This is a genomic window from Streptomyces sp. NPDC054866 (assembly GCF_053610745.1).
Map to the genome: position 1 here is coordinate 1727681 of NZ_JBSGZA010000001.1, position 23990 is coordinate 1751670.

The following is a 23990-nucleotide window of genomic DNA, read 5'->3' on the forward strand; positions in this document are numbered from 1 at the left end:
ACGTCCTGCCGCTACCGTGGTCCCGTGCGCGAACAACAGGACGGGCCCCGCCCCCACCACGTCTACGTCCTCGCCTTCGACGGCGTGCGTCTTCTCGACGTCGCGGCGCCCTTGGAGGTCTTCGCCACCGCGAGCCGTTACACCGGCGGCCGCTACACCGGCGGCCGCTACACCGTGCGGGTCTGCACCCCCGACGGGCAGGACGTTAGGACCTCCACAGGGCTGCGGATCGCGGCGGACCTTCCGGCGGCCGAGGTGGCTGAGGCGGGCGGCGTGGACACTCTCGTCGTCCCCGGTCACGCCGAGCTCGTCACGTTCGCCGAACGGCCCGACCTCGTCGAGCTCGTGGCCCAACTGGCAAGCGGGGCAGGTCGGGTGGCCGCCGTGTGCACCGGCGCCTTCGCGCTCGCGGCGGCGGGACTCCTGCGCGGCCGCAGGGCGACGACGCACTGGGAGCACGCGGCGAAGCTGGCCCGGCTGCACCCCGACACCACCGTCACGGCGGACGCCATCTACGTCCAGGACGGGCCCGTCCTCACCTCGGCCGGGGTCACCGCCGGCATCGACGTCTGCCTGGCTCTCGTGGAGCAGGACCACGGCCCCGACACAGCGCGGCGGGTTGCCCGTGACCTCGTGGTCTTCCTCCAGCGGCCCGGCGGTCAGTCCCAGTTCTCTGCGGCCTCGCGCGCCCCGGCGACCAGTCACCCGGTGCTGCGCCCCCTGCTCGACGCCATCGCCGCCGACCCGGCGGCCGACCACCGCCTGGCGACCCTGGCCGGGCGGGCCGCCGTGAGCCCCCGGCATCTGACCCGCCTCTTCACGCGGCAGCTCGGCACCACCCCGGCCGCGTACGTGGAGTCCATCAGGCTGGAGGCCGCCCGCATGCTCCTCGAACGCGGCGCCAGCGTCACCGACGCGGCCGAGCGCAGCGGCCTCGGCAGTGACGAGACGCTGCGCAGGGCCTTCGCCCGCCACCTGGGGACGACCCCGTCCGCGTACGCCGCGCGCTTCCGCACGACACGGGTCGATGTGCGGGTGCACGGAGTTACCTCAGGGGCGTGAACTCGGGCAGGGTGAGGGCCGAGTGGGCGGGGCGTCCCTCCCTGGAGGGCGTGGTGCTGACACTGCGCAGCCTGTTGTTGCGCTGCTCCAGGGCCCGGGCGGTGGTGGGGAAGAGGGCGGCGTCGCCGACGCCGATCCGCCCCTGGTTCAGGGTCACGAACTCACGGGTGTCGTGTTCGTAGGCGGCGAATCCTGCGGCGGCGTCCCGGCCGGCCAGGGATCCGGCGAGCATGTACGCACCGACGAGCGCCAGGCTGGAGCCTTGTCCGGTGAGGAACGAGGGTGCGTACGCGGCGTCGCCCACCAGTGCGACGCGGCCGCTTGACCAGCGGGGCATGCGGATCTGGCTGACCACGTCGATGAACAGGTCATCCGCGTCGTGCATGGCGGCGATCATGCCCGGGACCTCCCATCCGGCGTCCGCGTAGATCTTGGCGAACAGATCCCGTCGGGCTTCCGGGTCACGGAACGCGTCGGCGTCGAAGGGCGGTTCCGGGTGGGCGAAGTTCAGGAAGGCGTGCACTTCGTCGTTGTCGCCCACGGCGTAGAGGGCCGCGGCTCTGCCCGGGGTGTTCCACATCATGACCTCGCGGGAGAGGCCGAAGGTGTTGCGCAGGGTGAACACGGCGAAGCAGTACCCGAGGTAGCGGTGGAACTGCTCTTCGGGGCCGAACGCGCACTCCCGGGTACGTGAGTGCAGGCCGTCCGCGCCGAACACCATGTCGAACGTACGGCTGTTGCCGCTGCGGAAGGTGACGTCGACCCCGTGGCCGGGCTGACTGGCCTGGCTGGGCTGGTGGGACTGGTCGAGGGTGTCGATGGAGTCGTTGAACAAGAACCCCACGTCGTCACGCACGGCGGCGTAAAGAGCGTCGGTCAGATCCCCGCGCCGCACTTCGAGGTCCCGCCCCGCGACACTGCCTGCGACGGAATGCGGGTTGACCGAGGCCACCTTGTCGCCGTCCCCGTCGAGGAAGGTGATCCGGCGTGAGTCGATGTGCGCGTCCCGCAGTTGAGGCAGGACCCCCATCCTCCGTACGACCTCAAGTGCGGTGCCGCGTACGTCGATGGGGTAACCGCCACTACGTGGCGCGCCCGCCTTCTCCACCACCGTGACCGCGTATCCGTAGCGGTTCAGCCAGAACGCGAGGGCGGTGCCCGCGATGCTGGCCCCCGATATCAGGACCTCGCGCCTCGGCGTGGAACGGCTATGACCATCCGTCAACTCACCGGTCAGGTTCATGCTTTGACTCCTTTGCGCAGGGTGCGGACGACGAGCAGTGACAGCGCCGTGACGACGCCTGCGATGACGAAGCCGGTGACGAAGGCCGATTCGGCCGGGTCGTCCGTCCCGGGGCGGGTCCCGGCGGTGAGGAAGGCCCCGCTCACCTGCGCGCCCGCGGCGAAGCCGATCACGCGCGTCACCAGGACCAGGCTGGTGGCGGTGCCGGTGTCGCCGTGATCGACGGAGGTGGCGGTCTTGACGACCATCGCCGTGATGCAGACTCCACTGGCCAGGGCGATCAGCGCCTTGCCGACGACGAGGTGCCAGACCTCGGTGTGCGCGAACGCCATGGCCGCCAACGTGGCCGTCATGACGCCGATCCCCGCGGTGACCACGGCAGTCGAGCCGAAGCGCCGCGCCGCGAGCCCGCCGAGCGGCCCGCTGATCGCCCCCGCGACGGCGCCGGGCAACAGGTAGCGCCCGATGTCGGTGGAGCTGGCGTCGAAGCCGTACCCGTCCCCGGACGCCGCGAACAGCTGCGGAACGAGATACATCGACACCGAGGTGCCTACGCAGACGGCGAAGGTGATCACATAGGAGCTCCATACGGAAGGCTTCGCCACCACGCGCAGATCGACCATCGGCGACGGTGACCGGCGTTCGACGGACATCCATGCGGTGACGAGGACGGCCAGGAGTACGACGATCGCGCCGAGCGCAAGAGGCTGGCTGCCGAGCTCGGGTGCCATCGAGAGCCCGAGCATGAGCGTCAGCAGAACGCCGCTCAGGAGAACCAGGCCGGGCCAGTCGATCCTGGCGTCCGAGCGACCCGGCGGATCGTCCGGCATCAGCCTGTGGACCAACAGGGTCGCCGCGACGATCGCGATCGTCGGTATCGCGAACATCCAGTGCCGGGAGAGCCCTTCCGCGATGGGTCCGGCCATCAGCGTGCCCAGCATGCCGCCGCCCACGAACAACCCGCTGACCATCCCGATGGCCACCTGGGACTCGCCCGACGTGAGGTGCTTGCGCACCAGGATGAACGAGAGCGGCATCGCGCCCACCATCGCGCCTTCGAGTACCTGACCGAGCAGCAGTACCGGCAGGTTCGGTGCCAGCGAGGACACCAGGCCTCCGGCCGAGACCACCGCCATCAGCCGGAGCATCACCCGTTTCCCGCCGTAGCGGTCACCGAGGCTGCCCGCGACGGGCGTGACGAGAGCGCCGGTGATGAGCATCGTGATGCTGAGAAGTGCCCCTTGGGCAGGGCTCATCGACAATTCGCGTTGTAAGAGCGGGAGTGTCGGTGTCACCACCGACTCCAGGGCTCCGGTGGCGGCCGCCAGCATACCGAGAGCCCAGACAGCGGCCTTTCCGATGCGGACCGGGGGAGCCGGGGCTGTGGTCATTGTGGTCATCAACGTCCTTTCCCTCGTTGCCGGTTGAGCGTGCGGTCGGCAGCGCGTGGGTGCCGACGTCACCGAAATTACACTACACCGTGTAGTAAAGTCGGGCTAAGATACGGCCATGCCAACCACGAAGACACTGCGCGAGGGGTCCACGCGAAAGCGGGCCGCGATCCTCTCCGCGGCCCGGGAACTGTTCCTCGCCGACGGCTTCGACCGGACGAGCGTCGACGCGATCGCCGCCCGTGCCGAGGTGTCCAAGCGGACGGTCTACGACTACTTCGGCGACAAGCAGACGCTGCTCCAGGCAGCCGTCGACACCGTCGGCCAGTCACTGATCACCACGATCCGGCGCATCCTCGACGACACCCTCACCGACCCGACCGAAGCCGCCGACCTCGAAGACGTCCTGGTCACGTTCGCCATGCGCATCGCGACCGACATGCTCGGCTCGGCGGAGTACGCGACGCTGCAACGCCTGGTCCGGGCGCAGTCCGGGCACCTGCCGGGCGGGGGTGAGAACGCCATGGCCGACACCCCTGACGAGGCGCTCGCCGAGCGGTTCGCCGCCTTCGCCGAAGCCGGGCTGCTCGACGTCCCCGACGCCCGTCTCGCGGCCGACCAGTTCATCGCGCTGACCTTCAACGTCGCGCTCAACAGGTTCGGTTCGGCCAATGCCGCGGAGGACGCCCGTGTCCGGCCGCTCCTCGTCGAGGGGGTGCGGACCTTTCTCCGGGCGTACCGGGCCGCGTAGTGCCGGTGAGTTGTTGTTCCGGCGGTGGTCAGCTGTGCGACCGCCGGGCGCCGGGCGTGTGGCCGAAGGCGCGGCGGAAGACGTCGATGAAGGCGCTGCTCGACGCCCAGCCGCAGCGGTGCGCGACCACGGTGACCGGGGTGTCGTCGGCCAGCAGGCACAGCGCGTGGTGCAGGCGCAGCTGGGTGCGCCACTGCGGGAAGCTCATGCCGAGTTCGGCCCGGCAGAGCCTGGTCAGGGTGCGGTCGCTGACGCCGGTCGCGGCGCCGAGCTGGGCCAGGGTCCGGGGGTCTGCTGGCTCATCGCGGAGGACGGCGCACACCGCGACGAGACGGGGGTCGCGGGCCGCCGGTACGTGGACGGGCTGCTGGGTCGAGTGGCGTAGCTGGTCGAGCAGGACGGACCGCAGGCGGCGGCGCTCGGCGGTACGGCCGACGGGCGGCTCGGGCTGCCGGGTGTAGGCGATGATCAACTCGCGCAGCAGCGGGGCGACTTCGAGGACTGCGGGCTGGTCGAGGCGCAGCGGATTGTCCGCCACCGGCAGGCCCACCAGGTGCAGATCCGTGTCGCCGTACGCGCGATGCTCGTGGACGGTTCCCGCCGGGATCCAGAGCGCCCGAGTCGCGGGCGCGACCCAGCTGCCCGCGTCGGTGGTGACCGACAGGACGCCGCGGCCCGCGTACACGATCTGGTGCTCGTCATGCCGATGCGCGTCGACCTCCGCGCCCGCAGGGAGGGGGAGGAGGCCGGTGGTCGCGCGAGGAGCGTGGCGGATTTTCGACACAAGCAGGCACTTTATCGAAGGCGGGAAGGAGCGTACGGACGGTTCACTGATCCGCAGGGGAGTCGGCACCGGGAGTGGCAGGCGCGGGGGCAGGGCGGGGAGCCAGTGGTGCTCTTTGCGGAGCAGGTCCGGGGTGCGTTCCGTGTACGGCAGCCGCACCGTCAACTCGGCTCCCAGACGCCGCGGTTGGTTGTCCCAGCCCCTGACAGTCCCGTGGAGTTCGAGACCCGCGAGGTCCGGATGCCCTCTCCGCCCACCGCACCGCCGGACCCATCGCGAGGCTCGCCCCGAGGAAGATCCCGCCGAGGAGGAGCCAGCCCGGTACGCCCCACACCACGAGGAGCGAGGTGAGCAGGAGCGGGCCGAGGGTACGCGCGACGGGGACTCCGGTGCCGAAGAAGCCCTGGTACTGGCCCACTTGATGCGCGGGTGCCAGGTCGAAGCTGATCTGCCAGGAGCCTGCCGACTGCCGCATCTCCGCAATGACCTGGAGCACCGCTCCCGCCACCAGGACCGCGACCGTCGCCCACACGGGAAGCCCCGCGGCAGAGCAGGCGAAGACCGCGCACGAAGCGAGCATGACGAGACCGGAGTGCCGCACCGCACGCGTGGCCGAGCGCGGTCCGCGGACGTCACGGGCCACGCGGACCTGGAAGGCCATCACCGCAAGGGTGTTGAGGACGAAGAGCGCCGAGACCAGCCAGCTCGGCGCGTCCGTCCGGTCCACCACCCACAGCGGAATCGCGAGGCTCAGCAGCGGCATCCGCAGCAGCAGGACCGCGTTGAGGGCGGTGATGACGGCGTACGGCCGGTCGTGGAGCACGGCCAGACGGGGCTCACCCTTCCCGCGCGCCACGGACCGCGGCACCGCGGGCAGCCGCAGCAGCACCAGCGCGCAGCACAGGAAGCTGACCGCGTCCAGCGCGACGACCGCGAGGTACGCCCCGCGCGTGTCGTGGTGCAGGGCGAGGCCGCCGAGGGCCGCACCGACGGCGAGACCGGCATTGAGCGTCGACTGGAGGTGGGCCAGGACGCCCGTACGTGCCGCGGGCGTCACAAGACCCGCGAGCAGCGCCTGCCGCGCGGCGGCGAGACCGCACTGGGCGACGGCGTACAGGCAGGCCGCGATGAGGAACGGAACGAAGGAGCGGATGAAGAGGAAGGAGGCGACCGACGCGGCGGTGGCCAGGGCGAGCAGTACCGCCGTGCCGCGCGGCCCACTCCGGTCGGCGAGCGCGCCCAGCGGAACACCCGTCACGGAACCGATGGCCCACGCGACCGTGAGCGCGAGTCCGATCTGCGTGGGGGAGAGGCCGACGACGCGGGTGAAGTACAGGGCCGAGGTCACGTAGTAGGCGCCGTCGCCGAGCGAGTTGCTCAGCTGGGCGGCGGCGAGCACGCGCGGGGCTCCGGCGGGTGGCAGGACCTGAATCGGCACAACGCTCCCTTGGTAGGCGGCCGTTGGGCCGTTCGTTCGCTGCTGAGAGCAGCTGGTGAGAACCGCTGATGGGAAGAAGCTAGCCAGCCAAATGGTCCGACCCGTGGACCATTTACGCGTCATGAGCGTGGGCCAATTCCGCACCCGGTGTCATGGTGAACTCCGCCTCTGGGGCGACGCCCACCCTTACTCGTCCTCGGGGTCGCGTGCCCCTCACGCACGATGCCCCGGGCCGTCCGACCGTGTGTCCTGGAGCCATGGGCATGCAAGCGATCACCGTGCGGGGCGAGGACGCCACGCACACGAACATTCCGGTCGTGGCAGACCGCCGGGCCTCCGAGGGGAAGTACTTGGGTCTGTTCGCCGCGAACGAGCCGCCGGAGGGCGCCTGGTTCGCGACGTACACCGTGGACGCACCGAGCGCCGGGGTCCACGAGCTGACCGCGGTGGCCACCGCGCCGGTCGAGGTGCCGCACACCGAGGCGGTCGCGTCGTACATCCAACTGGCAGTGAATGATGGGCCGGTGACGGAGATCGCCCGCTCGCAGCCCTACTGGTACGAGTCGAGGCCCGCCTGGGGCGACCTCTCCACTCTGCGCCTCGGCGACGTGGAGCTGCGGTGTGGCGAGAACACGCTGACGTTCTCCGTGGCCGAACCGACCGTGGTGGACGACGCCACGGTCTACGTCCTACGCCTGGACCACTTCACGCTGACCCCGGCCGAACACCCCGCCCTGCGCGACGCGTTCGTCGGCGATCCGCGGACCGGTCTCGGCACGTACCGCCCTGGTGAAGACGCCCGCCTGACCCTGCGGCTGGGCGGCCACGCGACCCGGCCGCAGCGTGTGCGCTACACCGTCACGGACTACTTCGGGAAACGAGCCGCCTTCGGCGCCGCGACCATCGCGGAGGGGGACGCGGAGACGACCGTCGGCCTGTCCCGGCTGCCGCCCGGCAACTACCGTGTCGAAGCGGCCCTGACCGTCTCGAACGCCACGCCCGCCTCGAACGCCACGCGCCCACCCCTCACGCGCCACTTCGCATGCCTTCCGGAGGAGCGCCCCGCACCAGACGGGCCGGCCAACCGCTTCGGCGTCAACGCGTTCGTCTCCTCCCTGGTCCCGCCCTCGCGTCTCGACGCCTTCGCCGCCGCGATGAAGGACATGGGCGTGGGCTGCGTACGGGACGGCAACTCCTGGCCCGCCGCCGAACCCGCACCCGGCGCCTACGACACCGCGCACTACGACCGCGTCACCAAGGCCCTGCGCCGCCAGGGCCTTTCGGCCGTCGAGGTCATCTCGCCCGCTCCCGAGTGGGCCATGTCCGATGCCTCGCTGCCCCTCCCGGCCGACCTGCGCGTCGCCTACCACTACGCCCGCCACCTCGCCGCCAAGCGCGACACCGCCGCCACCCCGTACGCGCTCCAGCTGTCGAACGAACCGGACGTCGATGTCACCCGCTGCACGGGCGACGCGCACGCCGCGTACGTGAAGGCCGCCGCGCTCGGCATCGCGGACGCGGACCGGCCGCCGCTCACCGTGCTGCCGGGCATCGCCGAAGCGGGGCACTTCCAGCGGCTGATGCTGGAGAACGACGTCGTGCGGTACGCCGACGTGTGGGCGTTCCACGGCTATCCGGACCCCGCCGACCAGGACGAGCCGGAGTTCCCCGGCGCGGCCGACGAGCAGCACGAGCTCAGCCGCCGGTACGGGGCGGACCTCCCCCTGTGGATGACCGAATGCGGAGTGTTCCTCGACGCGGCGCCGCAGACCGATCTCGACCCGGCCCAACAGGCCGGCCAGGCACGGTACTTGGTGTGTTCCATGGTGGAGGGGCTCGCCGCGGGGAACGAGCGCCAGTTCTGGTTCGGCGGGCCGCCCGTGCACGACGACGGCGTCTACTTCGGGCTGCTCAGCCGCGACTTCCAGCCCTGGCCCGCCTACAGCGCCTTCGCCGCGCTGACCTCGCTCCTCGGTGAGGCACACTTCGCGGGATCCGTGGTGGGGCTGCCCTCCCCGGTCGTCGGCCACGCCTTCGACACCGGGCGCGACCTGGAGACGGCCACGGTCCTGTGGGCGCCGCATCGCTCACGTATCGAACTGCCGCTGTCCGGCGGCCAGGCCACGGTGTTCGACATCATGGGCAAGCGCGTCACGACGGTCCCCCCGTCAGCTGCGGGCACGGTCGGCGTGGACGTCTCGCGCGATCCCGTATACGTCGTGACCAACGGCGGCGGCACACCTCGTGAACGCCCCGCGCCGCGCCCGCGGGGCCGTGCCCGCTTGTCCCCGGCCGAGCACATCGTCCTCAGCCAGCGCTATCACGTACGCAACGCGGCGCCGGGCAAGGACAACGGCGACGCCGCGCCACCCCTGGGCTACCGGCTCGGCGCACGAACCCGCATGAGTCTCGACGTCCACAACTTCAACGACACACCCCAGACGGTCACCGTCACGGCGCACCCGGCAGAGGGATGGTCGGCGAGGAACGTGGGGTCGCGCACCGTCGACGTACCGCCCATGGGCCGCGAGAGCGTGGAGTTCACGATCACCGCGGGCCGGGCGGTGGAGCGCCGCGTCGACCATCGCCTCGCCTTCACCGCACGGCTGGCGACCGACGCCGACGCCGGTGGCACAGGCGCCGCCGCCGTCCCGCCGTCGGTGTCATGGGTTCAACTCAAGTCCCGCTATCCGCGCCGCTTTTGAGACGGCCCGGCCGCCGCACCATGTAGACGTCGATCGGGTCTTCGTCCTCGACGCCGAAACCGTGGCGCTCGTAGAGACGCTGGGCCGCACTGCCCCGCAGGACGTTCAGGCGGACGAGATCGCCGTCGGCGTCGGTCCGGTCGAGCAGCCCGCGGAGCACGGCCGATCCCAGGCCCCGGCCCTGGAGAGCGGGGTCGAGGTAGAAGTGTTCGAGCCACTGGCCGTCCTCGGCGGGTCGCAGGGTCACGCAGCCCGCGAAGACGCCGTCGGCGACGATGACCGAGGTGTGCACAGGAGAGAAGGAGTCCCGAAGTCTCTGGCGCACCCGATGCTCGTCGAACCGGCCGAGCCGCTCCAGATCCGGGCGCATCACCCTCGCGCGCAGCTCGGCGATGGCCTCGACGTCGTCGGGCTCCGCGGCCCGCAGCGCCCACCCCGGGGCAGGCGCCACGGCCTTCCGCGACTGTTCGGCATGCGTAGTCATGGCCGAAGTATCCGTCAGCGGATGACCCGCCAGCTGAGCGAGCCCGTCATCAGTTTGCGCAGTTCCGGGGCGCGGACCGCCTTGGTCGGGTCGGTGGCGCGTGCCGTGACGGTGTGCGCGCGTCCGTCGGCGGGTACCCCGAGCCCCTTGGCAGTCACGCTGTCCGCGCCCCGCGCCTTCCGGGCCTCGCGGCCGTCCACGTACCAGCGCAGTCGGGCGTGGGAGGACACCTCGACGCGGATCCGTTCGGTGCCGCGCACCTTCCGGTCGGTGGGGGTGGTGGAGGTGAGGACGGGTGCGTGCTGGTGGAAGCCCGCGATCATCGCCTCGCGTCCGGGCAGGTTGAACTCGCGGCCCAGGGTGCGCATGATCGAGTCATCGGTGGGGCGGTTGAGGCCGTGCCCGTGGTAGCCGCCGCCCTCGTACGCGCCGACGGTGCCGCCGTCGGGTGATTCCTGGCCGAGCCAGCGGTGCCACTTCACCTTCTGCGCGGCCATCTCGGCGGCGCTGAGTTTGGTGAGGTTGGACTCGCCCGGCTCGGGGCCGGTGTAGGTGCTCTCGTCGTACCAGTACTCGTCGGCGAGCTTGCCGAAGGAGTGGCCGGTCTCGTGGACGGCGACCTGGTCCGAGTCGGGGTGGTCGGAGGAGGCGGTGCCTATGCCGTCGTATCCGGACGGTGAGGTGATGTCGTTGTAGCCCGCGCCGCCGTACTTGGTGGAGTTGCTGAGCACGATGACGAGGTCGGGGTCGGCGGCCTTGCTCGCGTACGCCTCGACCTTGTTGGTGTCGACGCACAGCAGCCGCTCGATGCCGTCGCAGAAGAACGCCGAGTCCAGGGCGGTGTTCTTGCGGACGTCGCTCGTCGGGTCGCCCGAGACGCCGGAGTCTTGCGAGTGCGCGTCGACGGCCCAGACGTTGAACAGGTCCTCGTACTCGGCGTACGGCTCGACGGCGGCCATCTGCTTCCACTTGCTCCGCACGTCGGCGTGGAAGTCCTCCTGCTGGGCCGCGGTGTAGCCGTCGCCGATGAAGACGACGTCGACCTTGGTGTCACTCGCCCCGGCCTCCACGATCGGCAGGACGTCGCCGTCGTCCTGGATCGTGGCGCGTTCCTTCCTGGTGAGCGGGGTGGAGCTCGGGACGTCGGTGTGGCGGGGGTGGCTGTCGGGACGGGTGAAGTACTCGACCTCGACGCGGTCGGCGTCGGTACCGTGGGCGGCTGCCCGCGCGCTGCCGTCCTTGCCCTGGTCAGCGGCGACCGGCGCGGTGGCGGCGAGCGCCGAGGCCAGGGCGACTCCGGTGGCGATGGCGAGCCGCTTGCGGGATATGTGGGATGTGCGGGATGTACGGGAAGCGTGTCTACGCATGGAGGATCTCCCGAGAGTCAGCGCGGACCCGGGATCGGCAAGTCCGCGATATAAGTGGGGGGTTAAGGGAGCTTAAGGCGCGGTTCAATGTAGGGGCTGCGGGGAATCCAGGCAATGCCTGAGGCGCAAGGTGGTTGTGGGAAGCGTGAGTTCGCGCTCCGCACACCCAAGTGCACGTGCCTCAGGCCTTGATGGACGTAGCTCGGACCCGGAGAGGGAGAGATGACGGAGAGCGGAACTGCGGGCGGCCGGCTGGACGAGCCCGCGGCGATCGGGCGTCGCGTCCTGCGACTGCGTACGGAACTGGGCCTCACTCAGCGGCAGTTGGCCGAACCCGCGTACACGCCCGCCTACGTCTCCACTCTGGAGTCGGGCAAGGTGAGGCCCTCCGAGGCCGCCCTTCGGCACCTGGCTCAGCGTCTCGGCGTCACTCCCGAGGAACTCGCGACGGGACGCCCGGCCCGCCTCGCCGCCGAGCTACGCCTGCGCCTCACCGACGCGCGGCGCGCCCTGGCCACCGGATCTCCCGAGGACGCCGCCTCCCTCTTCCGCGCGTTGTGCGCCGAAGCCGTCGAGCACGGCCTGCCGGGGGAGCGGGCCACCGCGCTCCTCGGTCTCGGCGACTGCCTCCTCGAATCCGGTGACCTCGACGAAGCGCACGAGTGCTTCGCCTCGGTGGAGCGGCTGCTCGCCGACGAGCCGCTGCCGCGCCGCGTCCCCGCCATTCGAGGCCGCGCCAACGCCCACCGCCTCACGGGCGAACTCCGGTACGCCTGCCATCTGTTGGAGACCGCTCTCGACCAGCTCAACGCTTCGGGCCTGCACGACCCCGACGCCCTGCTCCTCCTCTACTCGGCGTCCATCGCCCCGTACATGGACATGGGCGCACACGAGCGCGCCGCGCACGCCGCCGAACTGGCCCTCGCGCTCGCGTCGCGCGTGGACGACCCCGCCCTGCTCGCCGGGATGCACCGCGGGGTGGCCCGTACGCTCATCGCCCAGGGCCGGATCGCCGAAGCCGACGCGTCGCTGGCCAGAGCCCAGGATCTCTACCAGCAGCTGCACATCCGCACCGAACTCGCGCACTGCCACTGGATGCGCGGTTACGTCCACGCCCAGGACGGCGACCTGGAACGCGCCGAGTCCGAACTGCGCACCGCGCACGACATGCTCACCACCAAGCGGGCCGCGCTCTACGCCCAGCAGGTCGAGGTGGAACTCGCGGACGTGCTGCGCCGGCGCGGCAGGATCCGGGAGGCCGAGGCGCTGCTGAGGCCGCTGCTTGCGGCCGGCCCGGAGACGGCGGAGATCCCGGCACTGCGGGCGGGACGCGGCGCGGTGCACAGGGGCGCGGCACACCGGCTGCTCGGCCTGATCGCGGAGGAGTGCGGTGACACGGAGGGCGCCGAGGAGCACTACCGCGCCGCCCTGCCGCTGCTCGAACGCGCGGGCGCGGCCGGGGACGTGGCAGGCCTGTGCTGCCTCCTCGGCGATCTGCTCCGGCGCACGGGACGGACGGAGGCCGCCATGGACGCCTACCGCACCGGCCTCGCCCACCGGACCACGCCGGGCACGACGACGCTGGGCCCCGCGCCGGCGCCCCCGCCGATGTGAGGGGCTCTCGGCGGACCGCCGGGCGATTGTCCGGCTTTTGTCACGGTGCTGTGCGCGCGGACAACCTGATGTCCACTCATGTCTGTCTGCCTGCTAAAAATACGGGCGGCACAGGGACGCGGACCACCTTGTGCGCATCCATCGCATCATTCTGACAGTTGGGCCCGAAAGGCCCGCAGGGGGAAAGGCACCAGCCTTGATGAACCACGCACGTACGACCGCCGCAGTCCTGGCCACGGCAGGGGCCCTCACGGCCGCTCAGCTCGGCCTGGCCGGATCGGCGTCAGCGGCGGACGCGCCGAAGGCACCGAAGGCGTCGACCGCCTCGGCGCAGAGCGCCGGCTGCCCGATCGACATCGTCTACACGTCCCGGTTCTACATCGGCCCGGGTGGATGGGTGAAGGGCGACGGCCTGTACTTCGGCCTCAAGAACAAGAGCACCAAGAGCTTCAAGAAGGTCACCTTCACCGTCAGCAACGTCAAGAACGTCCGCTTCGGTACGGCGAAGGCGAAGGGCGGCAAGATCACGCACAAGACCTCGAAGACCGTCTCCGTCTACGACAAGAGCCTGGCGGGCAAGGCCAGCCTCGGGGTCAGGGTCAAGACGCGTCTGCTGAACACCCGCTCGTACAAAGTGAAGTTCAAGGTCCACGGCAACGGCTGGAACTGCGCCGTCAACCAGGGCACCTGGGGCGCCTGAGCACCACGCGCCACGCGCTCGCGGGCCCCGGATCGCTCCGTGGCCCGCGGGCGGGGCCCACTCGCGCCAGGCGAACGTGATCGCGAGTAGCATCCGCACGGTCGGCGGTTCGTACGTGGGTCAACAAATGAGGTCGGGAGCGGTCAAGTGGACGAGGTAGCGCAGGCGGGGCTCGGCGCCGGGAAGTATTTGCTCGTCACCAGTTACCGCAAGAACGGCACCCCGGTGCCGAGCCCCGTCTGGGTCGTCGAGGACGGCGACGCGCTCGGCATCTGGACGGTCGCGGACTCCTGGAAGGTCAAGCGGATCCGCAACCGCGCCGACGTCCTGATCGGCCCCTGCGACCTGCGGGGCAACCCGACGGGCGAGTCGATCCCCGCCACCGCCGAGATCTGCGATCCGGAGACCACCGCGCGCTACCGCACCCTCCTCGCGCGCAAGTACGGCCTGATCGGCCGCCTCACGCTGCTCGGCAGCAAGCTCCGGCGCGGCACGAGCGGGACGGTCGGCATCCGCATCACACCAGCGCAGTGACGCCCCGGCGCTCCCCGCGTCACGTCCTGCTCAGCTCCCCGGCCATCTCGTTCCGGAAGTCGATCGCCGCCTCCCGCGCCTGCCGCAGCCCCATGCGTGCGAAGTCGGCTTCGAGCTCGGTGAGTTCGGCCAGCGTCTCGCTCCGGTCGCGGCCGAGCCGGGCCCGCGACTTGGCGAGGCCGAGGCGGGACAGCGCCGCGCCGCGCGGCTCCCGCATGGCGTCGAACTCCTCCAGGGCGATGGCGTACATCTCGCGGGCCGCGGCGTAACTCCCGTCCCGATAAAGGACGTTGCCCCGCATCTTGTGGTTGTACGCGAGCGCGCTCGCCAGATCCATGGCGCGGCAGATCACTTCCGCCTCCGAGAGCAGCGCGAGCGCCTTCTCCGCCTCGCCCCGCAGTGAGAGGACGTCGGCGACACCGCGCAGCGACCAGGCGCGCCCCCGCGCGTCCTGCGCGTCGGCCGAGATCCTGACGCACTCCTCGAACAGCTCAAGCGCCTCGGCGTAGTCGCCGGTGTTCCGCCGCATCTGGGCTATGCCGGACATCGCCCACACCATGTGCCGCGCCTCCCCGTGCGCCCGGCCCTGTTCCAGGAGCTGCTCGTGGAGGGCGGCCACCGCCGCGTAGTCCCCCTGGATGCGTCCCGTCTCGGCGAGCCCTGCGAGTGCGTAGCCGTGCGCGAGCCGCTCGCCGCTGTCGGCGGCCAGCTCGACTCCCCAGGCCAACAGACGCCGGGCGAGCCGCAGTTGGCCGCACTGGCGGGCCAGCGTGCCGCCGCTCCACAGCGCCCAGGCCATGGCGCCCGCGTCCCCCGCGACGCGTGCGCTGCGGTAGCTCTGGCGCCAGGCGGAGCCCGCGTCGTCCACCTGGCCGAGCCGCCGGTTGGCCTCGGCGAGGGCCAGTGCGGCCCGCGCCCTCTCCAGTGCGGTGTCCGCCCGGGAGAGGGCGCGGTCCGCCTCCGTCAGCACCTCCTCGTAGGAGGAGTTCACCCCGAGTGCCGCGCCCAACTCGCCCTGGTATTCGGGCGCGAATGCCTTGCCGTGCATAGATCCATGACCTCTCGATCAACTCCGTACGCCGGTCTCCGTACGTTGATCAAGAAGCTACGAGCGGGGCGGGGTGCGGCGAATCCCTCCGCGTATGGGTCATTCCGTACGACTCCAGGGCTACGGGAGAGGCCATGGTCATCATCGGGATGTACGGGGAGGGTGGGGCCCGCGGTCGTCAGCCGGCGTCCCGCGCGGCGTCGGCCGTGTCGTCGAAGACGGGCATGTCGTCGAAGACGGCGACGGCGTCAGAAGCGGCAGCGACGGCGTCAGAAGTTGCAGCGGCGGTGGCACCGGCAGTGGCGGAACCGGCGGCAGCCGAGCCCGCCGTCGCCGCCTGGAGCGCCGTGATGCACGCGGCGATCGACTGCTGCAGCTCCTCCAGGCGCCGCAGCATGTCGTCCTCGTAGATGTCCTCGGCCTCGGCATCGTCGAAGGTCAGCTCCTCGAAGACCTTCGTCGCCTTCTGCAGGCTGCTGTAGAACTTCGCGCGGCGCTCCTGCACCCGCAGCTGCGGGTCGCTCTGGACGGTCTGGGCGACCAGGTCCTTCACGGTGTCGTACGCCTCGCGGGCCCACTCGCCGGAATCCTCGCCGTCGTCGAGCTCGTCGATGAGGGACAGATGCCGCTCGGCCTCCTCCTTCAGCTCGGCGGGCGCGTCGATCAGCTGCCCCGCCGGCGTCTTGACCTGCCCCTTGTCGACGATCTGGCGTACGTAGTCGACGCGGTCGCCCGCCTTCGCCTCGGCCGCGACCGCCTTCTTGAGGTCGTCGGCCCGCACGATGTCGCGCACGAGCTCGGTGCGCAGCGCCGGGTCCTCCTCGAGCCGGTCCATCAGCGCGCGCCGGGCCGCCTCGGCGGTCCCGGGGTCGGCGAGGATCGCGGCCCGCAGCGCGGTGGGGTTCTCGGCGACCTCCAGGGCCTTGGTGGGGCGGATGCCCTCGGCCTCGGCGGCCTCCGTGATCGCGGTGCCGCGCGGGGAGAGGGCGCTGGAGCGGGAGGCGTAGTACGTCAACCAGACGTCGGAGTCCGGAAGTTCGATGTCCTCGCCGGGCGTGAGCGCCTCGAAGTGGGGTACGAGGCCATCGTCAGCGGCCTTGTCCCAGGCTTTGTAGTAGCGCATGACGCGCTCGGCCGAGCAGCCGGCAAGATCGCTGAACTCCTTCGCCGAGACCTTCGGCGTCTCGTCGGCGCCCTGCCCGCCGGGGCGCACACTGCGCGCCACCTTGAGGGCGAAGGCCCAGCCGCCGGTCCGCGCGTAGGCACCGAACTCGCGGGCGTCCCGGGCCACCGCCTCGGGCACCTCCGGCGACGGGGCGGCTTCAGACGGCGCGATGGCAAGAGTCACGAAGGTTCTCCTGGATGGTGATGACAAGTATCTGAGAGCTGACTCGACACCTTATCTCTCCTATTGAGGTGTTATGAGGGCGAGTTGCTCCGGGGTAACAGGTGCCCCAAGGCGCGGAGGCGAAGCCTCCGGTGACCGGGCGCGCGGTGTGGGTCCTACACATCTTGATCACGTCTCCTCCCCGAGGATGACCCAGCGTGCACGGCACTACAGCGCCCGTGGGCGCAGAGTCCGACTCTGAGTCTGACTTCCGGACCGGATAGGGCCTGGACTATTGAGAGGAAACCTGCTGACCGCCCTGACGTGCGCTGATCGTGCCCCCGGGGGGTCTCACTCCGCCTGCCGAAACCGACGGGAGCCCCTTCGCCGTGGCTACGTTCCTCTACAAACTGGGCCGCCTCGCCTTCCGGCGACGCCGCTATGTGGCACTGACGTGGGTGGTGCTGCTCGTCGCTGTCATCTTCTCCGCGTCCGCGGCGCCCGCGGCGCCCGAAGACTCCTTCTCCATGCCGGGGACGGAGTCCCAGAAGGCCTTCGACCTCCTCGACGAGAAGTTCCCCGCGGCCAGCGCGGAGGGCGCCACGGCCCGTGTCGTCATCCGGGCCCCCGAGGGCGAGAAGCTGACCGAGTCCGGCCCCAAGGCCGACGTCGAGAAGCTGGTCAAGACGCTGGGCGCAGGTCCGCAGGTCTCCGAGGTCGCCGACCCCTTCAAGGCCAACGCCGTCAGCAAGGACGGCACCACCGCGTACGCGTCCGTCACGTACAAGGTGGCCGCCCCCGAGCTGACCGACAAGGCGCGTGACGCGCTGACCAAGGCCACCGACGACACCCGCAAGACGGGCTTCACCGTCGAGACCGGCGGCGACGCCGTCATGGCCGAGCAGGAGATGGGCGGCACCGCCGAACTCATCGGCATCGCGGTCTCCGCGGTCGTCCTGATCATCACCTTCGGCTCGATGATCGCCGCCGGCATGCCGCTCCTCACCGCCATCATCGGCGTGGGCATCGGAGTCTCGGGCATCGCGGCCCTCGGCAGCCTGCTCGACCTCTCCGCCACGACCTCGACGCTCGCGATGATGATCGGCCTCGCCGTCGGCATCGACTACGCGCTCTTCATCGTCTCCCGCTACCGGGCGGAGATCGCCGACGGCCGTGAGCCGGAGGAGGCCGCGGGCCGCGCCACCGGCACCGCCGGTTCCGCCGTGGTGTTCGCCGGACTCACCGTCATCGTCGCGCTGTCCGGCCTGGCGATCGTCAACATCCCGATCCTCACGAAGATGGGCCTGGCCGCGGCCGGCACGGTCGCGATAGCCGTCCTCATCGCGCTCACCATGATCCCCGCGCTGCTCGGCTTCGCGGGCAAGAAGGTGCTGCGCCGCAAGGACCGCAAGAAGGCGCCGTCCGAGCTGCAGGACCCGAACGCCAAGCCGAAGCTGGGCACCCGCTGGGCACGCTTCGTGCTGCGCCGCCCGCTTCCGGTGCTGCTGCTCGCCGTGGTCGGCCTCGGTACCGCCGCCGTCCCGATGGCCAGCCTGGAGCTGGGCCTGCCCGACGAGGGCACGTCGGCGCCGGACACCACGCAGCGCAAGGCGTACGACATGCTGTCCGAGTCCTTCGGCGCCGGCTTCAACGGCCCGCTGATGGTCACCGTCGACACCGACAAGGACAAGGGTGCGGCCGCCGCGGCCGGCACCGTCGGCAAGGAGATCGCCAAGATCGACGGCGTCGCCGCCGTCACACCGGCGAACGGCAACAAGTCCGACGACACCGCGATCTTCAACGTCGTACCGACGACCGGCCCGAGCGACCACAAGACCGAGGGCGTCGTCAAGGAGATCCGCTCGACGGTCGACGGTCTCGGGGACAAGACCGGCTCCGAGGTCCTGGTCACCGGCGCCACCGCCATGACCATCGACTTCTCGCAGACCCTGGACGACGCGCTCCTGCCCTACCTGGGACTCGTCGTCGGCCTGGCCTTCCTGCTCCTGATGCTGGTCTTCCGCTCGGTCCTCGTACCGCTCAAGGCGGCGCTCGGCTTCCTCCTGTCGGTGGCCGCCGCGCTCGGCGCGGTCGTCGCGGTCTTCCAGTGGGGATGGCTCGCCGACATCGTCGGCGTGGACCAGCCCGGCCCGATCATGAGCATGATGCCGATCTTCATGATCGGCGTGGTCTTCGGCCTCGCGATGGACTACGAGGTCTTCCTCGTGACCCGCATGCGTGAGGCGTACGTCCACGGGGCGCGCGCCGGCGAGGCCGTCGTCACCGGCTTCACGCACGGCGGACGGGTCGTCGCCGCCGCGGCGGTCATCATGATCAGCGTCTTCTCCGGCTTCATCATGGAGAACGACGACATGATCAAGATGATGGGCTTCGGTCTGGCCATCGCCGTCCTCTTCGACGCCTTCGTCGTCCGCATGGCGATCGTCCCGGCCGTGCTCGCCCTCCTGGGCAACAAGGCCTGGTGGCTGCCGAAGTGGCTCGACCGCGCGCTGCCGAACGTCGACGTGGAGGGCGAGAAGCTGCACAAGCAGCTCGGCGACTTCCCCGCGGCACGCGAGGACGACCAGGACCGGGAGCTGGAGTCCGTACGCGGCTGAGCATCTGACGCTCCGTGAGGAGTACGCACGTCAGCCCGGTGACCGATCACGGTCACCGGGCTGACGCCTGTCCTGGGCTACCGGCGGCCAGGGTCAGCGGTCCGCGAAGACCATCCAGACCTGCCCGCGGGCGAAGGGCATCCGCTGTCCGTTGGAGAGCGTGAAGGTCGTGCCGCCCTCGGGGCTCGACCGCTTCCAGCGGGTCTCGTACGCCTTGCCGCCCCGCAGGACGGTCGCCCTGCCGCTGCCGACCGTCTTGATGTACGGAGTCGCCGCGCCGTTGACGTCCTTGTAGCGCGACGGGGGCATGTCCACGTGCTGGATCACGATCGTCCTCGCTCCGAGACGCGCCCCCGAGGTGCCGCGGGCCGGGGCCCCGTCGAAGGACGCCAGCCAGCGGCGCTCCTGTGGCGACCAGCTGAAGGTGTGGCTGGCCGATGAGTAGCGGACGGTCCGCGCCGTGGCGGGGCTGCCGCCGGTCGGGGCCGGGCCGAAGCGGAAGCCGATGTCGGCGGCGTGGTCGGCCTTCGGGGCCGAGCGCAGCACCGCCTCGGGGCGTACGAAGAGGTTGTGCGGGGCGGGGCGGTTGGCGTCGCGGGTGTAGGCGCCCGGGAGGCGGCCGGGCGAGCGGGCGTACAGCGGGGACCGGTTGAGCATCTTGTTGAGCGAGCTGCGCACCCCCGAGTAGGCGAGGGCCGGGCGGCCGAACTGCCGCAGCAGCTCGACGTCGGACTCCCGGGCGCTGCGCACCGGGCCGACGGCCTCGGGCAGCCGGCTGGAGTACACACCCATCAGGCGGCTCATGCCGCCCTCGACCTTCTCCACGTAGACGATGTCCGCCTGCGCGAGACCGGTGTGCGGCCGGGCCATGCGCGCGTTGTCGAACTTCACCGCGAGGACCGGTCCCTGATCCGCCCTCTTCCCGGTGAAGGGCGACCGTTCCAGGGGCGGGGCCCCGGTGTCCGCAGGTGCGCTCTCGTGTGCGGCTCCCATGGTGAGCGCGCCCACGGCGACGGTGGCGAGAAGGCGTGTGCCGACGCGGGTACGGCGGCGGGCCCGGCTCCCTGATCCGGCCTGATCCACACGAGAGGCCTTAGCTGTCATCGCGGTTCTCCGTTCGTCCCCGAACGCGCGGTTCCGGGACCAGTTCGTTCCTGGCAGTGGCAGCCGCAGTCCTTCCTCCGGGGCAAGTGCGGTGAACCCGGTTAGGGCCATCCAGCCGCCAGGACTCACCGCAGCGGCGTACGCGCCGGGCCCTCCCGCGGGCCCGGCGCGGTTCTGTCAGGCGGTGTGCAGGGTCAGGCCGTAGCGCCCGAGGATCTCGTTGACCGGCTGGTGCCAGGTCTGGCCGCCGCTACTGCAGTTGCCCCAGCCGCCGGAGGTGACGCCCTGGGCCTGGTCGCCGCTGATGAACGAGCCGCCGGAGTCGCCGGGTTCGGCGCAGACGCTCGTCTTGGTCATCTGGTGGACGGCGCCCTGGCTGTAGTTGACGGTCTCGTTCTTGGCGAGCACAGTGCCGCAGTGCCAGCGCGTGGTGGAGCCGGAGCGGCAGACCGACGCTCCCACGGGTGCCTCGGCCGAACCGCGGACGAGCTGGTCGGGGACGGTGCCCCAGCCGAGCACCACCGGGACGGTCCACCAGCCGTTGCCCACGCTGACGTACGCGTAGTCGTCACCGGGGAACGAGGAGCCCTGGAAGCTGCCGATGTTCGAGCCGTCCCAGCCGCGCACCCCGGCTCCGGCCCGCCCGCAGTGGCCCGCGGTGACGAAGCCGCCGTGCACCGAGAAGCCGATGGAGCAGCGGACGTTGCCGGTGTAGTAGGGGTCGCCGCCCACGGTGCCCGCGGCGAAGGTGCTCGGTGCCTTGCCGACGGTCTCGACCTTGACGGGGCCCGCCTTCCGGGCGCGGTCGACGAAGCGCCGGACATCGTTGTCGTCCTTCTGAGCGGCGACGACGTTCACCACGATGGTGTTGCCGCGCGGCGCCACGTGCCAGCTGCTGACGCCCTTGGGCGCGGACAGGGCGTCGATGCGCTCCTTGGCGGCGTCCAGTTCCTTGGCGCTGTGGCGGACCACGCGGACGGTCGCGCCGGTCTCGCGCAGGGCGGCGGCCTTGCCCGCGCTGGTGGTGGCGACGGTCAGCTTCGCGGTATCCGCGTCGTACCAGGATCCGGCGTACGTGGATCCGGCCGTCCGCTGCGCCGCGCGGTCGACGCGGATCGCGGTCTTCTCGGCGGCGAGACGGGCGCGCGCCTGGCTCGCGGTGAGTCCGAGGTCGTTCTGCAGGGCGGTGAGCATGCCCGCGGAGGCCGGGGGAGCGGAGGGTGCGGGGGCGGCCCCGGCGGTGGAGGTGAGCGAGGCGCTCGCCCACGTGCCGACCAGGAGTAAGGAGGAGAAGGCGATGCGGACTCCGGTTCTGCGTCTCATGGCGGTGCCCTTTCTGTCGTTCCATCGGGGTGGGGAGGAACAGGGTGATGAGAGCGCTCTCACGATGAGTTCAGGCGGAGCATAAGAGCGGTCTGGCGGTCATGTCCATACCAACTGGGCGTTCCCGAGCGGCAATTGGAGCCGGAAATTCCTGCGCGACGAAGACTGGGTACGGTGTACGCTTTTCCTTCTGCCCGGTTCAGGTCAAGGAGCATCAGTGACGGTCATCCCCGCCGACAGCCACCACGTGATTCAGGTGCGAGGCGCCCGCGAGAACAACTTGCGGGACGTGTCCCTCGACATCCCCAAGCGGCGCCTCACCGTCTTCACCGGAGTCTCGGGCTCCGGAAAGTCCTCGCTCGTCTTCGGCACCATCGCCGCCGAGTCGCAGCGCCTGATCAACGAGACGTACACCGCGTTCGTCCAGTCGTTCATGCCGAGCCTGGGCCGCCCCGACGTGGACGGCCTGCGCAATCTCAGCGCGGCGATCGTCGTCGACCAGGAGCGGATGGGCGCCAACTCGCGTTCCACGGTGGGCACGGCCACCGACGCGTACACCATGCTCAGGATTATTTTCAGCCGCCTCGGCGTCCCGCACATCGGGACGTCGGGCGCCTTCAGCTTCAACCTGCCCGAAGGCATGTGCCCCGAGTGCGAGGGCACCGGCGAGGCCTCCACCGTCGACGTGGACCAGCTCGTGGACCGCGAGCTCTCGCTGAACGAGGGCGCGATCACCGTCCCGTACTACGCGGTGGACTCCTGGAGCTGGCAGATCATGGTCAACTCCGGCTTCTACGACCCCGACAAGAAGCTCAGGGACTTCACCGAGCAGGAGTGGGCCGACCTCCTGCACAAGGCCCCGGTCAAGGTGAAGGTCGGCTCGAACGGCTTCACGTACGAAGGCCTCGTGGCCAAGATGCAGCGGACGTGGCTCGCCAAGGACCGCGATTCCCTCCAGTCCCACATCAAGGCCTTCGTGGACCGGGCCGTGGTGTTCGCCCGCTGCCCGCTCTGCGACGGCACGCGTCTGACCGCGGACGCGCTGTCGTCGAGGATCGACGGCCTGAACATCGCCGACTGCTCGTCGATGCAGATCAGCGATCTGGCCGCGTTCGTACGCGGCCTCGACGACCCCGCGGTCGCGCCGCTGATCGCGAGCCTGCGCGAGCTGCTCGAATCGCTGGTCGAGATCGGGCTCGGCTATCTGAGCCTGGACCGCACATCGGGCTCGCTCTCCGGCGGCGAGGCCCAGCGCGTGAAGATGGTCCGCCACCTCGGCTCCAGCATCACCGACGTGACGTACGTCTTCGACGAGCCGACCATCGGCCTGCACCCGCACGACATCCGGCGCATGAACGACCTCCTGATCCGGCTGCGCGACAAGGGCAACACCGTGCTCGTGGTGGAGCACAAGCCCGAGGTCATCGCCATCGCCGACCATGTGGTGGACCTCGGACCCGGGGCCGGTACGGCGGGCGGCGAGATCTGCTTCACCGGCGATGTGGCCGGGCTCCGCGCCTCCGGCACGCTGACCGGGCGGCACCTGGAGCACCGCGCCCGGCTGCGCGAGCAGGTGCGTGTGCCCAAGGGGCAGCTGTCCATCAAGGGTGCCGATCTGCACAACCTCAAGGACGTCGAGGTCGACATCCCGCTCGGCGTGCTCGCCGTGGTCACCGGAGTCGCGGGCTCCGGCAAGAGCTCGCTGATCCACGGCTATCTCTCCGGGCGGGATGGCGTGGTCGTGGCCGACCAGTCGCCGATACGCGGCTCGCGGCGCTCGAACCCGGCGACCTACACCGGACTGCTCGGCCCGATCCGCACCGCGTTCGCCAAGGCCAACGGCGTCAAGGCGGCACTGTTCAGCGCGAACTCGGAGGGCGCCTGCCCGAAGTGCAACGGCATCGGGCTCATCTACACCGACCTGGCGATGATGGCCGGGGTCGCGTCCGTCTGCGAGAAGTGCGACGGGGAGCGGTTCACGGCCGAGGTCCTCACCTACCGGCTGCGCGGCAAGAACATCAGCGAGGTACTTGGCATGTCCATCGCCGAGGCGCACGACTTCTTCCCCTCGGGCCAGGCGCACACCATCCTCGGCCGCCTCAGCGATGTCGGGCTCGGCTATCTGCGGCTCGGCCAGCCCCTCAACACCCTCTCCGGCGGCGAGCGCCAGCGCCTCAAGCTCGCCATCCACATGGCCGAGAAGTCATCGACGTACGTCCTGGACGAGCCGACGACCGGACTGCACCTGGCCGATGTGGACAAGCTGCTCGCGCTGCTCGACCGGCTCGTCGACGACGGCAACTCCGTCGTCGTCATCGAGCACCACCAGGCGGTGATGGCGCACGCGGACTGGATCATCGACCTCGGCCCCGGCGGCGGCCACGACGGTGGCCAAGTGGTGTTCACCGGCACGCCCGCGGACCTGGTGGCCGAGGGGGAGACGGTGACGGCGCGGCATCTGCGGGAGTACGTCGCGGGCTGAGGCCAGGTCGGCGGT

18 protein-coding genes are annotated in these 23990 nt (G+C 70.7%); 8 read left to right on the plus strand and 10 right to left on the minus strand.

Annotated features, from left to right (window positions below):
- The first annotated feature begins 24 nt into the window (after positions 1-24).
- On the plus strand, positions 25-1062 hold the full coding sequence (locus tag ACWGI2_RS07475; RefSeq protein ID WP_453694441.1) for a GlxA family transcriptional regulator: 1038 nt from the start codon (positions 25-27) through the stop codon (positions 1060-1062).
- On the opposite strand, the gene ACWGI2_RS07480 is transcribed toward ACWGI2_RS07475, so the two are convergent.
- Positions 1046-2305: an FAD-dependent monooxygenase gene (locus ACWGI2_RS07480; RefSeq protein WP_453694442.1), complete on the minus strand. Its 1260-nt coding sequence runs from the start codon at positions 2303-2305 to the stop codon at positions 1046-1048. The genes ACWGI2_RS07475 and ACWGI2_RS07480 overlap by 17 nt on opposite strands.
- Complete coding sequence (locus ACWGI2_RS07485; RefSeq protein WP_453694687.1) at positions 2302-3696, minus strand: MFS transporter; 1395 nt, start codon at positions 3694-3696, stop codon at positions 2302-2304. The genes ACWGI2_RS07480 and ACWGI2_RS07485 overlap by 4 nt, the downstream gene beginning before the upstream one ends.
- Positions 3697-3814: 118 nt before the next feature.
- Here ACWGI2_RS07485 and ACWGI2_RS07490 point away from each other — a divergent pair, with 118 nt between their 5' ends.
- Positions 3815-4447, plus strand: coding sequence for a TetR/AcrR family transcriptional regulator (locus ACWGI2_RS07490; RefSeq protein WP_453694443.1), 633 nt, complete (start codon positions 3815-3817; stop codon positions 4445-4447).
- A gap of 28 nt (positions 4448-4475) precedes the next feature.
- Here the strand turns inward: ACWGI2_RS07490 and ACWGI2_RS07495 are convergent, their stop codons facing one another.
- Both ACWGI2_RS07495 and ACWGI2_RS07500 read right to left on the minus strand, forming a co-directional pair.
- The gene (locus ACWGI2_RS07495; RefSeq protein ID WP_453694444.1) at positions 4476-5231 is read right to left on the minus strand and encodes an AraC family transcriptional regulator; all 756 of its coding nucleotides are present in this window, start codon (positions 5229-5231) and stop codon (positions 4476-4478) included.
- 43 nt (positions 5232-5274) lie between these two features.
- Complete coding sequence (locus ACWGI2_RS07500) at positions 5275-6669, minus strand: MFS transporter (protein WP_453694445.1); 1395 nt, start codon at positions 6667-6669, stop codon at positions 5275-5277.
- 263 nt (positions 6670-6932) lie between these two features.
- Between ACWGI2_RS07500 and ACWGI2_RS07505 the strand changes: the two genes are divergently transcribed.
- Positions 6933-9374, plus strand: a complete 2442-nt coding sequence (locus ACWGI2_RS07505; protein WP_453694446.1) for a hypothetical protein — start codon at positions 6933-6935, stop codon at positions 9372-9374.
- Here the strand turns inward: ACWGI2_RS07505 and ACWGI2_RS07510 are convergent.
- Together ACWGI2_RS07510 and ACWGI2_RS07515 are read right to left on the minus strand one after the other, a co-directional pair.
- On the minus strand, positions 9346-9858 hold the full coding sequence (locus ACWGI2_RS07510) for an N-acetyltransferase family protein (protein ID WP_453694447.1): 513 nt from the start codon (positions 9856-9858) through the stop codon (positions 9346-9348). The genes ACWGI2_RS07505 and ACWGI2_RS07510 overlap by 29 nt on opposite strands.
- Before the next feature lie 14 nt (positions 9859-9872).
- Complete coding sequence (locus tag ACWGI2_RS07515; protein WP_453694448.1) at positions 9873-11225, minus strand: M64 family metallopeptidase; 1353 nt, start codon at positions 11223-11225, stop codon at positions 9873-9875.
- A 222-nt stretch (positions 11226-11447) separates the two neighbouring features.
- Between ACWGI2_RS07515 and ACWGI2_RS07520 the strand changes: the two genes are divergently transcribed.
- The 3 genes from ACWGI2_RS07520 to ACWGI2_RS07530 all read left to right on the plus strand — a co-directional run bounded on the left by ACWGI2_RS07520 (position 11448) and on the right by ACWGI2_RS07530 (position 14073).
- A complete protein-coding gene (locus ACWGI2_RS07520) occupies positions 11448-12839 on the plus strand; it encodes a tetratricopeptide repeat protein (protein WP_453694449.1) in 1392 nt (463 codons plus the stop codon).
- A gap of 199 nt (positions 12840-13038) precedes the next feature.
- Entirely contained in the window at positions 13039-13539 is a 501-nt protein-coding gene (locus ACWGI2_RS07525; protein WP_453399170.1) for a hypothetical protein, read from the plus strand.
- Positions 13540-13686: 147 nt separating this feature from the next.
- Positions 13687-14073, plus strand: a complete 387-nt coding sequence (locus ACWGI2_RS07530; RefSeq protein ID WP_453399169.1) for a PPOX class F420-dependent oxidoreductase — start codon at positions 13687-13689, stop codon at positions 14071-14073.
- Between the two features lie 19 nt (positions 14074-14092).
- On the opposite strand, the gene ACWGI2_RS07535 is transcribed toward ACWGI2_RS07530, so the two are convergent.
- Together ACWGI2_RS07535 and ACWGI2_RS07540 are read right to left on the minus strand one after the other, a co-directional pair.
- Entirely contained in the window at positions 14093-15121 is a 1029-nt protein-coding gene (locus tag ACWGI2_RS07535; RefSeq protein WP_453694450.1) for a tetratricopeptide repeat protein, read from the minus strand.
- Between the two features lie 178 nt (positions 15122-15299).
- Positions 15300-16469, minus strand: a complete 1170-nt coding sequence (locus ACWGI2_RS07540; RefSeq protein WP_453399167.1) for a hypothetical protein — start codon at positions 16467-16469, stop codon at positions 15300-15302.
- Positions 16470-16837: 368 nt separating this feature from the next.
- Between ACWGI2_RS07540 and ACWGI2_RS07545 the strand changes: the two genes are divergently transcribed.
- On the plus strand, positions 16838-19066 hold the full coding sequence (locus ACWGI2_RS07545; protein ID WP_453399166.1) for an MMPL family transporter: 2229 nt from the start codon (positions 16838-16840) through the stop codon (positions 19064-19066).
- A gap of 93 nt (positions 19067-19159) precedes the next feature.
- On the opposite strand, the gene ACWGI2_RS07550 is transcribed toward ACWGI2_RS07545, so the two are convergent.
- Together ACWGI2_RS07550 and ACWGI2_RS07555 are read right to left on the minus strand one after the other, a co-directional pair.
- The gene (locus ACWGI2_RS07550) at positions 19160-20170 is read right to left on the minus strand and encodes a DUF3048 domain-containing protein (protein ID WP_453694451.1); all 1011 of its coding nucleotides are present in this window, start codon (positions 20168-20170) and stop codon (positions 19160-19162) included.
- A 177-nt stretch (positions 20171-20347) separates the two neighbouring features.
- Positions 20348-21493, minus strand: coding sequence for a S1 family peptidase (locus tag ACWGI2_RS07555; protein WP_453694452.1), 1146 nt, complete (start codon positions 21491-21493; stop codon positions 20348-20350).
- Positions 21494-21740: 247 nt separating this feature from the next.
- Between ACWGI2_RS07555 and ACWGI2_RS07560 the strand changes: the two genes are divergently transcribed.
- Entirely contained in the window at positions 21741-23975 is a 2235-nt protein-coding gene (locus ACWGI2_RS07560; RefSeq protein ID WP_453399210.1) for an ATP-binding cassette domain-containing protein, read from the plus strand.
- Positions 23976-23990 lie beyond the last annotated feature (15 nt).